The organism is Nocardioides sp. LS1, from assembly GCF_003865225.1.
In the GTDB taxonomy this organism is placed as follows: domain Bacteria; phylum Actinomycetota; class Actinomycetes; order Propionibacteriales; family Nocardioidaceae; genus Nocardioides; species Nocardioides ginsengisegetis.
Window position 1 is genome coordinate 267330 of record NZ_BIFF01000006.1, and the last position, 14040, is coordinate 281369.

Here is a 14040-nt window from a genome sequence, read left to right on the forward strand (position 1 = left end):
CGCATCAGCCCGCTGAGGCGGCGATCCAGCGGTCGAGCGTGGCGAGCGCGGCACCGGAGTCGATCGACTCACGAGCCCGCTCGATGCCGGCGGCCAGGTCGTCGAGGACGGTGGTCGGCGACTCCTGGTGCACGGCCAGCGCGGCGCCGGCGTTGAGAAGGACCGCGTCACGCGGGGCGCCGGCCTCACCCTCGAGCACCCGGCGTACGACGGCGGCGTTGTACGCCGTGTCGCCGCCGCGCAGCGACTCGGCGGTGGCCCGCGCGATGCCCAGGTCGGCGGGGTCGATCGTCGTGGCGGTCACCTCGCCGTCGCGGGCGATCCAGACCGAGGAGGTCGTCGTGGTGGTGAGCTCGTCGAGGCCGTCGTCCCCGTGCACGACCCAGGCGGACTGACCGCGACGGGCGAAGACGCCGGCCATGACCGGGGCCATCCGGACGTCGGCGCACCCAACCGCCTGCGCCTGCGGCCGGGCCGGGTTGGCCAGCGGCCCGAGGATGTTGAAGGTGGTGGCGATGCCCAGCTCGCGGCGGGGTGCGGCGGCGTGCCGCATGGCCGGGTGGAACGCGGCGGCGAAGCAGAACGTGATCCCTGCCTCCAGGGCGATCTCGGGGACCCGCGACGTGGGCAGGTCGAGGCGCAGGCCCAGCGCCTCGAGGACGTCGGCGGACCCCGACGTCGACGACGCGGAGCGGCTGCCGTGCTTGACGACGCGTGCGCCCGCGCCGGCGGCGACGATGGCGGCCATGGTCGAGATGTTGACCGACATCGACCGGTCACCGCCGGTGCCGACGATGTCGAGGAGGCGTCCCGGGACGTGGCAGGGCGTCGCCTCGGCGTACATCGCATCGACGAGCCCGACGACCTCGTCGAGCGTCTCGCCCTTCGCACGCAGCGCGACGGCGAAGCCGGACACCTGTGCAGGCGTGGCACCGCCGGCGAGGATCTCGCTCATCGCCCAGGTGGTCTGCTCGGACGTCAGGTCCTGGCGCGCGACGAGCGCGGTGAGGACGTCGGCCCAGGTGAAGGTCACGGGACCGGCGCCGATCAGCGGGTGGCGGGGACGCGCGAGCGCAGCAGGCCCACGACCGTCTCCGCCAGCTGGATCGGGTCCAGCGGGTGGGGTACGGCGGCCTCCGCGCGCGACCAGGTCGCCAGCCAGGCGTCCTGCGGCCGGCCGGTCAGCACGACGACCGGCGGGCAGTTGTAGATCTCGTCCTTGAGCTGCTTGGCGATGCCCATGCCCCCGGCGGGGACCGCCTCGCCGTCGAGGATGGCGAGGTCGACGCGACCGGCATCCATGTTCTGGAGCACGACGGGCTCCGTCGCGACCTCGATGTACTCGACCTCGGGCAGGTCGGGGTGCGGGCGACGGCCCAGCGCCAGGATGACCTGCTGGCGCGTGTTGACGTCGTCGCTGTAGACCAGCACCTGGAGCGGCTTCGCGGGAGAGTCAGTCACGGCGGCGATGCTACCCGTCGAGACCGCTGTCCACGGGCGGGGTCGCCGACTGGGCCGCCGCGCGCGCCGCGCGGGCCTCCAGCAGGTCGAGACGCCGGTCCTCCCGGGCAGCCTCCTTCATCGAGGACCGCACCCACTGGGTGAACAGCACGCCGAAGAAGACGAGCCCGATCAGGTCGCCGGATCCCCACAGGATCCCGCCGGCCAGGTGCTGGTCGGCGTGCGGGTCCGGCAACCAGGCGCCCATCGGGCCGTCGTGGAGGTCGGGGTACCAACTGCCGCCGATCAGGTTCTCCTGCCCCATGATCGCGACGCCGAGGAAGGCGTGGAACGGCAGCGTCAGGACCGTCAGCAGCACCCGGAAGGGGTAGCCCACGCGACCCGGCAGCGGGTCGATCCCCATGAGCGGCCAGAAGAACAGGGTCCCCACCAGCACCAGGTGCACGTGCATCATCTCGTGCACGAACGTCGAGTGCAGGGACGCGGCGTACCAGCCGGAGAAGTAGAGCGCCCACGGCGAGACGACGTAGAGCAGCAGCGTCAGCGGCGGGAACGACAGCACCGTCGCGACCCGGGAGTGGAGCACCGCGAGCAGCCAGCGCCGCGGCCGCGGCGGGAGGGTCCGCAGCGCGAGCGTGATCGGCGCCCCCAGGGCCAGCGCGAGCGGCACCAGCATCGACAGCACCATGTGCTGGACCATGTGCACGCTCAGCAGCGTGAGGTCGTAGGTGCCCAGCCCCGACGACGTCGCGACGTAGAACGACCCCATCCCGGCGACCACGAACGCCAGCGTCCGGCCCACCGGCCAGTGGTCCCCGCGGCGTCGCATCGCGGCCACCCCGACGAGGTAGAGCCCGGCCACCCAGACCGTGATCACGAGGGGCAGCGGCTCCAGCGACCACGCCGTGAAGACACTCCCCAGCGTGAACCTCGGGAGGCTCTCGGAGGCCGTCAGGGCGAGGGAGAAGGAGGGGTCCAGCACGCTGTGAACTTTATGACGCGCCAAGTGAGGGGGTCGGGGTGGCCCTCACGACGCGTCACGACATAATGAGCCCGTGGCGACGACAGCAGCAGCTATTCCGGCATCCCGGCTTCACGGGCACCACGACCGCCCGAGCATGGTCAGCGTGGGGACGATCATCTGGCTCTCGAGCGAGTTGATGTTCTTCGCGGCCCTGTTCGCGTCGTACTTCACGATCCGCGCGGTCAGCCCCGACCTCTGGGCGCAGAACACCGAGAAGCTGAACGTGCCGTTCGCCTCGGTCAACACCACGATCCTGGTGCTGTCCTCGCTCACCTGCCAGCTCGGCGTCTTCGCCGCCGAGCGCGGCCAGGTCGGGCGCTCGGGCTCGCTGTTCCAGGTCAAGGGCTGGGGCCTGCGCGAGTGGTTCGTGCTGACCTACTTCATGGGTGCGGTGTTCATCGGCGGCCAGGCCACCGAGTACGCCTCGCTCGTCAAGGAGGGCACCACCATCCAGGACTCGGCCTACGGCACGATGTTCTACCTCACCACCGGCTTCCACGGCATCCACGTGACCGGCGGTCTGATCGCGTTCCTGCTCGTCCTGGGGCGCACGTTCCTGGCCCGCAAGTTCACCCACGAGCAGGCCGTGAGCGCCATCGTCGTGTCGTACTACTGGCACTTCGTCGACGTCGTGTGGATCGGGCTCTTCGCCACGATCTACCTCGTCAAGTAGTCCACCCCGGATCCCCTTCAGCAAGGACTCAACGTGCGTCTCCTGAACCGCTCTGCCAACGGATGGGCAGGTCGAATCTCCCGGCACCGCCGCGGACCGCTCGCCGGCCTGATGGTGCTCCTGTTCGGGCTCATCCTGACCGGCAGCCTGTACGCCGCCTTCTCCCCCGCCTCCGCCCAGCAGGCGCAGACGAGCGCGGACGAGGTCGCCAAGGGCCGTCAGCTCTTCCTCGTCGGCTGTGCGTTCTGCCACGGCCAGAACGGCGAGGGTGTCCTGACCGAGGACGGCAACCAGATCGGCCCGTCGCTGGTCGGTGTCGGTGCCGCCGCGGTCGACTTCCAGGTCGGCACCGGCCGCATGCCGATGGCCCAGCCCGGTGCGCAGGCCCCCCGCAAGGAGGTCGCCTACAGCGACGACGAGGTCGCCGCCCTCGCGGCGTACGTCGCCTCGCTGGGCCCCGGTCCGTCGATCCCCACCGAGCAGGACTACAGCACTCAGGGCCTCTCCGCCGACGAGCGTGAGGCCGCGATCGTCCGCGGTGGCCAGATCTTCCTGACCAACTGCACCGCGTGCCACAACTTCGAGGGCGCCGGCGGCGCGATGCCGCGCGGCGGCTACGCCCCGAAGATCCGCGGCGTCGAGCCCAAGTACATCTACGAGGCCATGCTGACCGGCCCGCAGGCGATGGACACCTTCTCCAACGGCAACCTGTCGCCGGAGGAGAAGCGTGACGTGATCGCCTACCTCGGCTCGCTGAACGAGGCACCCGGCTACGGCGGCTTCGGTCTCGGCGGCATGGGCCCCGTCAGCGAGGGCCTCTTCGCCTGGCTGGTCGGACTGGGGTCGCTCGTCGGCTTCGCGGTCTGGATCGCAGCCCACACCACGCGCTCGAACAAGGAGAAGGTGGAAGCGTGAGCGACTCCCACAACGACCACGACGACCGGGTCCCCGCGACGTTCGCGGACGAGCCCATCGGCAACCCGGGCCTCCCGGCCCACACGTGGCGTCCCACCGATGTCGACCCGAAGGCCGAGAAGCGTGCCGAGCGCCAGGTCGCGGCCCTGTTCGGGCTCTCGATGCTCTGCGCCGTGCTGTTCCTGGTCTGCTACTTCACGTTCAAGGTGGGTGGCGACGCGGCCTCGGCCGACTCCTTCGCCGGCCTGGGTGCCTCCAACGTGACCCTCGGCGCGACGCTCGGCGGTGCCCTGCTGCTCATCGGCATCGGCATCATCCAGTGGGCCCGCAAGCTCATGGGTGACCACGAGATCTCCGAGTACCGCCACACCGCCTCGTCCTCCGAGGACGACCGCGCCGCGACCGTGGCCGCCCTCCAGGCGGGCCTCGAGGAGTCCGGCATCGGCCGACGTCCCCTGATTCGCAACACCCTGCTCGGTGCCGTCGGCATCCTCGGCCTGCCGGCCGTGGTCATGCTGCGCGACCTGGGCCCGCTCCCGGGCGACAAGCTCCAGCACACGATCTGGGCCAAGGGCATGCGCGTCGTCCGCGACGTCGTCGGCACCCCGATCCACGTGGCCGACCTGGAGATCGGTGACCTGGTCAACGCCGAGCCCGAGGCGCTGTTCCCCACCGAGGAGAACGGCTACCCCGAGATCGAGGGCGTCGACCTGCAGGTCCAGAAGGTCAAGGCGGCCGTGATCCTGCACCGCATGCAGCCCGACGACATCATCCCGGGCAAGGGCCGCGAGAACTGGTCGGTCAACGGCATCGTCTGCTACTCCAAGATCTGCACCCACGTGGGTTGCCCGATCTCGCTGAACGAGCGCACGACGCACCACCTGCTGTGCCCGTGCCACCAGTCCACCTTCGACCTGACCGACTCGGGCAAGGTCATCTTCGGGCCGGCCGGTCACGCGCTTCCGCAGCTGCCGCTCGCCGTGGATGATGAGGGATACCTCATCGCGCAGAGCGACTTCACCGAACCCGTCGGACCGAGCTTCTGGGAGCGTGACTCCAATTGAGCACTGACATGAGCAAGGTCGCCACGACCAACGCCACCAAGGCGGCCACGGCGAGCAAGCCCAGCAAGGCCGGCGCCGCCGCCGTCTGGGCCGACGAGCGCCTGGGCCTTGGCTCCCTGGCGAAGAAGAACCTCCGCAAGGTCTTCCCGGACCACTGGTCCTTCATGCTCGGCGAGATCGCGCTGTGGAGCTTCGTCGTCCTCCTGCTGACCGGCGTCTTCCTCACGCTGTGGTTCACCCCCAGCATGGGCGAGGTCCAGTACGAAGGCTCCTACAACCCGCTGCGCGGCGTGACGGTCTCCGAGGCCTACGCCTCCAGCCTCAAGCTGTCCTTCGACGTGCGTGGCGGCCTGCTGATGCGCCAGATGCACCACTGGGCAGCGATGCTGTTCGTCGCCTCGATGATGATCCACCTCCTGCGGGTGTTCTTCACCGGCGCCTACCGCAAGCCGCGCGAGCTCAACTGGGTGATCGGCTGCCTGCTGCTGCTCCTCGGCACGCTCGAGGGCTTCACCGGCTACTCGCTCCCCGACGACCTGCTCTCCGGCACCGGCATCCGCGCAGCGGACGGCTTCATGAAGTCGATGCCCGTCGTGGGCAGCTACATGTCGTTCTTCCTCTTCGGTGGCGAGTTCCCGGGTGACGCGATCATCCCGCGCCTGTTCACCATCCACGTGCTGCTCATCCCGGGCCTGCTGCTGGCGCTGATCGCGGCGCACATGCTGCTGCTCGTCTACCACAAGCACACGCAGTGGCCTGGTCCCGGACGCACCGAGGAGAACGTCGTCGGTTACCCGATGCTCCCCGTGTACGCCGCCAAGGCCGGTGGCTTCTTCTTCATCGTGTTCGGCGTCACCGCCCTGATGGGTGGCCTGCTGTCGATCAACCCGGTGTGGAAGTTCGGCCCCTACGACCCGACCAAGGTGACCGCGGGCTCGCAGCCCGACTGGTACATGGGTTGGCCCGACGGCGCGCTGCGCATCATGCCCGGCATCGAGTTCTCGTTCTGGGGCCACACGTTCCCGTTCAACGTGTTCCTGCCGATCATCGTGCTCCCGGGCCTGATGTTCACGATCCTGCTGCTCCTTCCGTTCGTGGAGTCCTGGATCACCGGCGACAAGCGGGAGCACCACCTGCTCCAGCGTCCGCGCAACGCCCCGACCCGCACCGCCGTGATGGTCTCGCTGATGACCTTCTACGGCCTGATGTGGGCCGCGGGGGGCAACGACATCATCGCCATCAAGCTGCACGCGAGCATCAACCAGATCACGTACTTCATGCGTGCTGCGGTCTTCATCGGTCCCGCCATCGCGTTCGTCATCGCGCGTCGCTGGTGCATCTCGCTCCAGCGCCACGACAACGAGACGCTGCTGCACGGCTACGAGACCGGCATCATCATGCGCTCCCCCACGGGCGAGTACAGCGAGAAGCACCTGCCGGTCTCCCCGTCGCGTGCCTACGCGTTGACCGCACGTGAGCGCGACGCGATGCCGGAGATCGTCCCGGACACCGACAGCAACGGCGTGGCCGCCACGGGCACCCGCGCGCAGAAGCTGCGTGCGCGCCTGGCGACGCTCTACTACGCCGACAACGTCCAGAAGCCGACGCTCGAGGAGCTGGAGGAGGCGCACCACCACGCCGACCACGAGCACGAGCTGCAGGCGGCGATGGACGGTCGCTCGGCTGACGGTCACCAGTTCGACGGCCACCACCTGGTCGAGGACGAGCACCTCCGCGGTCACTGATCCGCACACCACGAAGCTCCCGCCCGGACGTGTCCGGGCGGGAGCTTCGTCGTTGCGGGCTCGGCGTAGATTCGCCGACCCGTCGCTTGTCGACGCCGTACGACGCCGACCCGTCGCTCGTTGTCAGTGCCGGTCCCTGTCCTGCCCGCTCCAGGCCCTCGCGCCCGTCCGTCGCCGCGCGGCGGCAACACCCGCATGGAGACGAGCCTCGACGTCCCTGACCGGCCCGAACACGTCCCGCAGCCGAAAGACGTCGACGATCCAGTCCCTCTGGTCCACGATCCAGTCCAGACGCGAGCTGTCGTGCTCCTCCCGGTCGGGCCCGTGCCACTCGGCACCGAAGTACTCCGCCCCGTAGCGGAGCTCCTCTACGCCCAGGTCCACGTAGTAGGTCCCGTCCGGCCCGTCCACCGGCACCTGAGGCTCGGGCACCGGCAGGTTCGAGCAGTCCAGCCAGCGCAACCTGAGGATGTACTCCGGAGGCGAGGCGCAGCGACCGTCGACCCACGGCGCCAGCCCGTAGAACTGCCGGACCCGCCGATAGCCCCTGAAGCGGGTCCCCTGCGCCACGAGCTCGCCGGTCGTGAAGTTGCCGACCCGCATGACGGCGTTCATGGCTGCGTAGGCCTGGTCCCTGTTCAGCATCCGCCCCAGGTCGCACGCGGTGCGCAATGGCGACGTCACCCGGATCGGCCCGAGGTCGATCACCTCGCCCGGCGCGAAGGAGCGTTCCCCGCTCGCGACGAGCTCGTTGCGAAGCCGGTAGCCGGGCTGGCGGAAGACGCTGACGGGCGGGACGACCAGATGGTCGTTGGGCGCCAGCACCATGGATGCTCCGTGCAGCCATCCCGCGGTGCGGTCGGTGACGACCGCGTCCTCGGGCACGACGAGTGACAGGCAGGCGATCCGTAGGTCCAGGCCGTCGGGGAGCCCGGCGGAGTGATAGACGCCCCGGATCGGGTGCACCAGCTCGCCGGACTCGCACCATGCCCGCAGCTGCCGGTCGGACACGCCCAGGGCGACGGCTTCGGGGCGGGTGAAGGGTCGGTCGACCGGGACGGGTGCCTCGGGTCCGAGGAAGGGGGCAGGTCTGTCGGGAGGTCTCATGCCTCCCTGACTGCCCGCTCCCCCGCGGTCCGACACCGGCGAGATGGTGACCTGTGGACAAACGCGTCAACAGACGACGGGTCGGCGCCGTACGACGTCAACAGGCGACGGGTCGGCGAGCTCCTGCGTCAAGAAGCGACGGGTCGGTCAGCTGAGGGCGGAGCCGGCGCGGTAGTCGGTGAACGACTCGTTCCAGTCGCCGTAGCCGTTGGTGAGGGTCATCTGGCGGTCGGTGCCGGTGTACTCGACGACGTCGCCGCGGCGGGACATGGCGTAGAGCCAGGCCGCGTTGGCGGTGCTCATACCGGTGCAGCCGTGCGAGACGTTGGCGTGGCCCTGGTCGGCGACCGACCACGGGGCGGCGTGGATGAACTCGCCGGAGTAGGTCACGCGCATGGCCCACTGGACGTTGTCCAGGTCGTAGTGCTCGGGGCTGTTCTTGCCGATGCCGATGGTCTCGGAGTTCATTCGCTTGCTGGCGAACTTCTCGATGATCACCTTGGTGCCTGAGCGGGTCGTGAAGCCGGGCTTGCCGGTGGTGATGGGCAGGGTGCGGAGCAGCCGGCCGTTGGAGAAGACCTGCATCTGGTCCGTCTGAGCGTTGACCTTGTAGACGTGGGCGTCGCCGATGTGGAAGTCGACGTGGCGGTCCTCCTGGCCGAAGACACCGGCGCCGGCGGGGATGCTGTTGATGTCGAGGTCGACGCTGACGTCGGACCCAGCCTTCCAGTAGTGGCGCGGGCGCCAGTGCGCCTCGGTGCTGCTCAGCCAGTGCCAGGTGCCCGCCTGCCGCGGCGAGGCGGTGACCGACATGTGCTTCTCCATGGAGGCCTTGTCGGTGACCGGGACGTCGAAGGTGACGATGACGGGCATGCCGACGCCGACGGTCTCGTCCTGGAGCGGCGCGACCGAGGCGAACGTCTGCTCGGCCAACGTCAGGTCCTGGGTGTGGAAGCGCGAGGTGCGGGTGACCTTGCGGCCGTCGCTGCGGTCGGAGACGGACGTGATGGTGTAGTCCGTGCCGGGCTCGAGCCGGCCGGTCGCGGTCCAGGTGCCGCCCTTGAGCGCACCGGCCACCTCGCCCAGCGGCGAGGTCACGGTGACGGTGCGGAGCTCGCCGCCGGTGGCCTTGACCGTGAGGGTCTCGTCGACCGGGACGTTGCGGGCGCCGCGGGCCACGCTGGTCTGCACGCGGAGCGGGTCGACGGCCGGCGCCGAGGAGGAGGACTCACCCGTGGAGGGCTCCGATCCCACGACGGGGGTGTCGGAGTTGCAGGCGGCCAGCAGCGTGCCGGCCAGCGCGAAGGTCGCTGCACCTGCAAGGCCGCGGCGGAGCCGCGGCATCGCCGAGACGATGCGGTGACGGTCGGTCATGCAGGAAGCTCCCCGTGGCAAGGCGTGTGTGGGTCCGTCTCCACCCTAACCGCCGCCCCCTCAAACCGAAGACCCCGCGCGACCGTCAGATCGGTCACGCGGGGCCTCAGGTGCGGTGCAGGGCCTCAGTGGGCGTGCTCTCCGCGGTAGTACTCGTAGATCCAGCCGCTCAGGGCCAGGGCGCCCAGGACGCCGCCGATGATGAACATCCACCAAGCGCCGGCCGCGATGCCGAAGACGCAGACACCGAGCGTGGCGCCGCACCACAGGGGCCACCAGGAGTACGGCGGGAAGAACCCGAGCTCGCCGGCGCCGTCGGCGATCTCGCCGTCCTTCCGGTCCTCCGGGCGGGGGTCCATCTTGTTGGCGTGGAAGCCGAGGTACATCGTGACCATGCCCGAGAGCAGGGTCGTCATGGTGAGAGCGGACGTGCCCGTCCAGTCACCGGTGATGAACCAGTAGGCGGGGCTGACCAGCACGAAGAACACCGTGCAGATCCCGAAGATCCAGGCCTCGGACTTCATCAGGCGTTCTCCTCCCCCGCGGAGCGGGTCTCATCGGCGTGGCGGCCCTTCAGGTGCTCCTCGCGGCCCTCCATGTCGGGGGCGTCGGCCAGGTCGCCGTCACGCGCGGCTTCGTTCTGGTCGAGCTCGATCGCGGCGACCTCGGGGTGGTGCAGGTCGAAGGCCGGCGACTCCGAGCGGATCCGCGGGATGGTGTGGAAGTTGTGCCGCGGCGGCGGGCACGACGTGGCCCACTCCAGCGACCGGCCCCAGCCCCACGGGTCGTCGACCTCGACCAGGGGTGCCCGGCGCGAGATGTAGACGTTGTAGAGGAACGGCAGGGTCGAGCTGGCCAGCAGGAACGCGCCGACCGTGGAGACCTGGTTGAGCGTGGTGAACCCGTCGGAGGGCAGGTAGTCGGCGTAGCGACGCGGCATGCCCTCGACACCCAGCCAGTGCTGCACGAGGAACGTGGTGTGGAAGCCGACGAACAGCAGCCAGAAGTGAATCTTGCCGAGGCGCTCGTCGAGCATCCGGCCGGTCATCTTGGGCCACCAGAAGTAGAAGCCCGCGAACATCGCGAACACGACGGTGCCGAACACGACGTAGTGGAAGTGCGCGACCACGAAGTAGGAGTCGGACACGTGGAAGTCCAGCGGCGGGCTGGCCAGGATGATGCCGGTCAGGCCACCGAAGAGGAAGGTCGTCAGGAAGCCGACCGACCACAGCATCGGGGTGTCGAAGGACAGGGACCCGCCCCACATGGTGCCGATCCAGTTGAAGAACTTCACTCCTGTCGGCACCGCGATCAGGAACGTCATGCCGGAGAAGAACGGCAGGTCGACCGCGCCGGTGACGAACATGTGGTGGGCCCACACGGCGACCGAGAGGATCGCGATGCCGAGCGTGGCGCCGACCAGGCCGACGTAGCCGAAGATCGGCTTGCGGCTGAAGACCGGGAGGATCTCGGTCACGATGCCGAAGAACGGCAGCGCGATGATGTAGACCTCCGGGTGGCCGAAGAACCAGAAGAGGTGCTGCCACAGGATCGCGCCGCCGTGGGCGGCGTCGAAGACGTGGGCGCCGAGCTGCCGGTCGGCCTCGAGGGACAGCAGCGCGCCGGCGAGCACGGGGAACGCGATGAGCACCAGAAGGCTGGTGACCAGGGTGTTCCAGACGAAGATCGGCATCCGGAACATGGTCATGCCGGGCGCACGCATGCAGATGATCGTGGTGATGAAGTTCACCGCACCGAGGATGGTGCCGAGACCGGCCATCCACAGGCCCATGATCCACAGGTCACCGCCGACGCCCGGCGAGCGGACGGCGTCGGAGAGCGGCGTGTAGGCGAACCAGCCGAAGTCGGCCGCACCCTGCGGGGTGAGGAAGCCCGAACCGGCGATGATGCCGCCGAAGAGGAACAGCCAGTAGCTGAACATGTTCAGGCGCGGGAACGCCACGTCGGGCGCGCCGATCTGGAGCGGCATCACGACGTTGCCGAAGCCGAAGAACAGCGGCGTCGCGAAGAGCAGCAGCATGATCGTGCCGTGCATGGTGAAGAGCTGGTTGTAGAGCTCGTCGTTGACGACCTGCATGCCGGGGTAGGCGAGCTCGGACCGGATCAGCAGCGCCATGACGCCACCGATCAGGAACCACGCGAACGACGTGCCCAGGTAGAGCTTGCCGATCAGCTTGTGGTCGGTCGTGGTGAGGATCCGGACGACCTGCTGGCCGAGGGACTTGCGACCCGCGACGGTCGTCGGGTGTGCAGCTGTGGCGGTCACTCCGCGCCTCCGATGGACTCGTCGCCGGACGCGAGCCCGGCCTGGGTGTAGGCCTCGCTACCACCGAGCAGCGGCGTGTCCGAGCTGCTGTTGGGGTCCTGGGCGAGGCCCTGGATGTACTGGTCGTACTCGGCCCGGGTGACGACCTTGACCTGGAAGAGCATCCGCGAGTGGTAGACGCCGCAGAGCTCGTAGCACTTGCCGTCGTACGTGCCGATCGTGGTCGGGGTGATCGCGTAGTGGTTCACGCGACCGGGCACGACGTCCATCTTCATGAGGAAGCCGGGCACGCCGAAGTCGTGGATCACGTCGGGCGAGTGCAGGTTGAAGCGCGTGGTCTCGTTGACCGGCAGCACCAGGGTCGGGATGTGCGACGCGGTGCCCGCCGTGTAGACGTACGACGAGTAGGGGAACTTGTCGTCCGTGGCGTCGTCGTTGGCGGCGTTGTCCTGCTGGCCGACGCCGTAGTTGAAGGTCCACGACCACTGCTGCCCGACGACCTCGATGGTGTTGTCGGGGACGATCGAGTCGTCCAGGACGGTGTCCTGCACCTTCACCGTGTGGGCGAAGAACACGATCACCATCATGATCGGGGCGATCGTGTAGAAGATCTCGAGCGGGAGGTTGTAGCGCGTCTGCACCGGCACCTCGTCGTCGCTCTTGCGACGGAACGCGATCACGGCATAGAAGATCAGCGCCCAGACGATGACGCCGGTGACCATCGCGGCGATCCAGGCGCCCTGCCACAGGGCGAGGATGTGCTCCCCCTGGGTGGACGCCGGCTCCGGCATCGCGACGCGCTTCCACTCATCGACGGTTCCGAACGAGCAGCCGCTCAGCAACAACAGGCTGGAGCCCAGCGCCAGCGGCAGGGCGACCTTACGGGCGTTCCCAGCCGCACGCTTGGGGAGTTGCAGACCCACGAACGAGCCTCTCTCTCAACGATCACGGATACGCGGCAGACTATCGGAATCACCGCCGCCGGTGGCGGGTGGGGCACCCGGTACGTTCGGCGTGTGACCAAAGCCTCCGGGTCCGGGCAGCCCGACGCGCCGGCGTACCTCGACCACGCCTCCGCCGAGCCCCTGCACCCCGCCGCGCGGGAGGTCCTGCTGGCCGCCCTCGAGCAGGGGTACGCCGATCCCCGCCGCCTGCACCGGCCCGCCCGCTCGGCCGGCCTGGTGCTGGACAACGCGCGGGCGGTCGTGGCCGAGTGCCTGGGCGTTCGCCCCGACGAGGTGTCCTTCACCGGGTCCGGCACCGAGGCGGTCCACCGGGGGCTGCTCGGGCTGGCCCGCGGCCGCGCCCGGGCGGGCGCGACCATCGTGCACTCCGCGGTCGAGCACTCCGCCGTGCTGCACGCCGCCTCCTGGCCCGACCGGGAGGCCGTCCCGGTGCCGGTCGACCGCCTCGGGCGCGTCGACGCGGAGGCCTTCGTCACGGCGGCCACGGCGCCGGGGGTGGCCGTGGCGGCCCTGCAGAGCGCCAACCACGAGGTCGGCACGCTCCAGCCGGTCGCCGAGATCGCCGCCGCCATCGGCCCCACTCCCCTCTTCGTGGACGCGGGCGCCTCGATGGGTCGGCTCCCGCTCCCGGCCGGCTGGGCCGCAGCGGCCGGCAGCGCCCACAAGTGGGGCGGGCCGCCGGGCCTCGGGGTGCTGCTCGTGCGCAAGGGCGCCCGCTGGGCCAATCCCTTCCCGGGCGATCCCGACGAGCGCACCGTGGGCCCCGAGAACGTCCCGGCCGCCCTGGCCGCGGCCGCCGCGCTGCGGGCCGTCGTGGCCGAGCGCGAGGCGGCCAACGCCCGGCAGTCGGCGCTCGTCGACCGGATCCGTGCGGGCGTCGCCGACATCCCCGACGTCGAGGTGGTCGGCGACCCGGTCGGGCGGCTCCCCCACCTCGTAACGTTCTCGTGCCTCTACGTCGACGGCGAGGCGCTCGTCACCGAGCTGGACCGTCGCGGCTTCGCCGTCGCGAGCGGCTCGGCCTGCACCGCCTCGACCCTGGAGCCCAGCCACGTGCTGGCCGCGATGGGCGTGCTCACCCACGGCAACGTCCGCGTCTCGGTCGGGCGGGGGACAACCACCGACGACATCGAGCGGTTCCTCGCGGTGCTGCCCGACGTGGTCGCGGGCATCCGGCGGGAGGCCGGGCTGTGACGCCGGACGTCGAGCTGGACTGTCGCGACCTGCTCTGCCCGCGGCCGATCATCGAGCTCGGCCGGCACCTGGCCGACGTCGAGGTCGGCGGCACCGTGGCCGTGGTCGCGCACGACCCGGCCGCCCGCGTCGACGTCCCGGCGTTCTGCCGCATGCGCGGTCAGGAGTACGTCGGCGAGGACTCCGCCGCCGACGGCGCCCCCCGCTACACCGTGCGACGGGTCAGCTGAG

General features: G+C 69.9%; 14 protein-coding genes. 6 read left to right on the top strand and 8 right to left on the bottom strand.

Translation table 11 applies throughout. From position 1 onward, the window contains the following. Window positions 1-4: 4 nt before the first annotated feature. The 3 genes from trpD to EJF31_RS18805 are packed head-to-tail and all read right to left on the bottom strand — an operon-like array spanning window position 5 to window position 2443. Window positions 5-1033: an anthranilate phosphoribosyltransferase gene (gene trpD, locus EJF31_RS18795; RefSeq protein WP_221767660.1), complete on the bottom strand. Its 1029-nt coding sequence runs from the start codon at window positions 1031-1033 to the stop codon at window positions 5-7. Window positions 1034-1047: 14 nt separating this feature from the next. After that, window positions 1048-1461, bottom strand: a complete 414-nt coding sequence (locus EJF31_RS18800; protein ID WP_221767661.1) for a hypothetical protein — start codon at window positions 1459-1461, stop codon at window positions 1048-1050. Between the two features lie 10 nt (window positions 1462-1471). After that, window positions 1472-2443 carry a cytochrome c oxidase assembly protein gene (locus tag EJF31_RS18805; protein ID WP_185736349.1) on the bottom strand — a complete coding sequence of 324 codons (972 nt, stop codon included), beginning with the start codon at window positions 2441-2443 and terminating at the stop codon, window positions 1472-1474. A 94-nt stretch (window positions 2444-2537) separates the two neighbouring features. On the opposite strand from EJF31_RS18805, the gene EJF31_RS18810 reads away from it, so the two are divergent. The 4 genes from EJF31_RS18810 to EJF31_RS18825 all read left to right on the top strand — a co-directional run bounded on the left by EJF31_RS18810 (window position 2538) and on the right by EJF31_RS18825 (window position 6882). Next, entirely contained in the window at window positions 2538-3158 is a 621-nt protein-coding gene (locus EJF31_RS18810) for a heme-copper oxidase subunit III (RefSeq protein ID WP_260430983.1), read from the top strand. A gap of 111 nt (window positions 3159-3269) precedes the next feature. Beyond that, complete coding sequence (locus EJF31_RS18815; protein WP_185736359.1) at window positions 3270-4073, top strand: c-type cytochrome; 804 nt, start codon at window positions 3270-3272, stop codon at window positions 4071-4073. Further along, the gene (locus EJF31_RS18820; RefSeq protein ID WP_125038704.1) at window positions 4070-5137 is read left to right on the top strand and encodes a ubiquinol-cytochrome c reductase iron-sulfur subunit; all 1068 of its coding nucleotides are present in this window, start codon (window positions 4070-4072) and stop codon (window positions 5135-5137) included. The genes EJF31_RS18815 and EJF31_RS18820 overlap by 4 nt, the downstream gene beginning before the upstream one ends. A gap of 8 nt (window positions 5138-5145) precedes the next feature. Next, a complete protein-coding gene (locus tag EJF31_RS18825) occupies window positions 5146-6882 on the top strand; it encodes a ubiquinol-cytochrome c reductase cytochrome b subunit (RefSeq protein WP_125038705.1) in 1737 nt (578 codons plus the stop codon). A gap of 123 nt (window positions 6883-7005) precedes the next feature. Here the strand turns inward: EJF31_RS18825 and EJF31_RS18830 are convergent, their stop codons facing one another. The 5 genes from EJF31_RS18830 to coxB all read right to left on the bottom strand — a co-directional run bounded on the left by EJF31_RS18830 (window position 7006) and on the right by coxB (window position 12573). Continuing rightward, complete coding sequence (locus EJF31_RS18830; RefSeq protein ID WP_125038706.1) at window positions 7006-7989, bottom strand: type IV toxin-antitoxin system AbiEi family antitoxin domain-containing protein; 984 nt, start codon at window positions 7987-7989, stop codon at window positions 7006-7008. 147 nt (window positions 7990-8136) lie between these two features. Then, window positions 8137-9363: an Ig-like domain-containing protein gene (locus EJF31_RS18835; protein ID WP_260430962.1), complete on the bottom strand. Its 1227-nt coding sequence runs from the start codon at window positions 9361-9363 to the stop codon at window positions 8137-8139. A 125-nt stretch (window positions 9364-9488) separates the two neighbouring features. Further along, window positions 9489-9887 carry a cytochrome c oxidase subunit 4 gene (locus EJF31_RS18840; protein WP_125038707.1) on the bottom strand — a complete coding sequence of 133 codons (399 nt, stop codon included), beginning with the start codon at window positions 9885-9887 and terminating at the stop codon, window positions 9489-9491. After that, the gene (gene ctaD / locus EJF31_RS18845; protein WP_125038708.1) at window positions 9887-11650 is read right to left on the bottom strand and encodes a cytochrome c oxidase subunit I; all 1764 of its coding nucleotides are present in this window, start codon (window positions 11648-11650) and stop codon (window positions 9887-9889) included. Before ctaD ends, EJF31_RS18840 begins: the two co-directional genes overlap by 1 nt. Further along, window positions 11647-12573 (bottom strand): cytochrome c oxidase subunit II, encoded by a 927-nt coding sequence (gene coxB, locus EJF31_RS18850; RefSeq protein WP_125038709.1) that lies wholly within the window; start codon window positions 12571-12573, stop codon window positions 11647-11649. The genes ctaD and coxB overlap by 4 nt, the downstream gene beginning before the upstream one ends. A gap of 93 nt (window positions 12574-12666) precedes the next feature. On the opposite strand from coxB, the gene EJF31_RS18855 reads away from it, so the two are divergent. Beyond that, window positions 12667-13809 (top strand): cysteine desulfurase family protein, encoded by a 1143-nt coding sequence (locus tag EJF31_RS18855; RefSeq protein ID WP_125038710.1) that lies wholly within the window; start codon window positions 12667-12669, stop codon window positions 13807-13809. Further along, window positions 13806-14039 carry a sulfurtransferase TusA family protein gene (locus EJF31_RS18860; protein ID WP_125038711.1) on the top strand — a complete coding sequence of 78 codons (234 nt, stop codon included), beginning with the start codon at window positions 13806-13808 and terminating at the stop codon, window positions 14037-14039. The genes EJF31_RS18855 and EJF31_RS18860 overlap by 4 nt, the downstream gene beginning before the upstream one ends. Window position 14040 lies beyond the last annotated feature (1 nt).

Bases quoted from the DNA above. Each gene is read 5' to 3' on its own strand.
- EJF31_RS18815 (WP_185736359.1), top strand. From the start codon at position 3,270: ATGGTGCTCCTGTTCGGGCTCATCCTGACCGGCAGCCTGTACGCCGCC.
- EJF31_RS18830 (WP_125038706.1), bottom strand. From the start codon at position 7,989: ATGAGACCTCCCGACAGACCTGCCCCCTTCCTCGGACCCGAGGCACCC.
- EJF31_RS18835 (WP_260430962.1), bottom strand. From the start codon at position 9,363: ATGACCGACCGTCACCGCATCGTCTCGGCGATGCCGCGGCTCCGCCGC.
- EJF31_RS18840 (WP_125038707.1), bottom strand. From the start codon at position 9,887: ATGAAGTCCGAGGCCTGGATCTTCGGGATCTGCACGGTGTTCTTCGTG.
- EJF31_RS18825 (WP_125038705.1), top strand. From the start codon at position 5,146: ATGAGCAAGGTCGCCACGACCAACGCCACCAAGGCGGCCACGGCGAGC.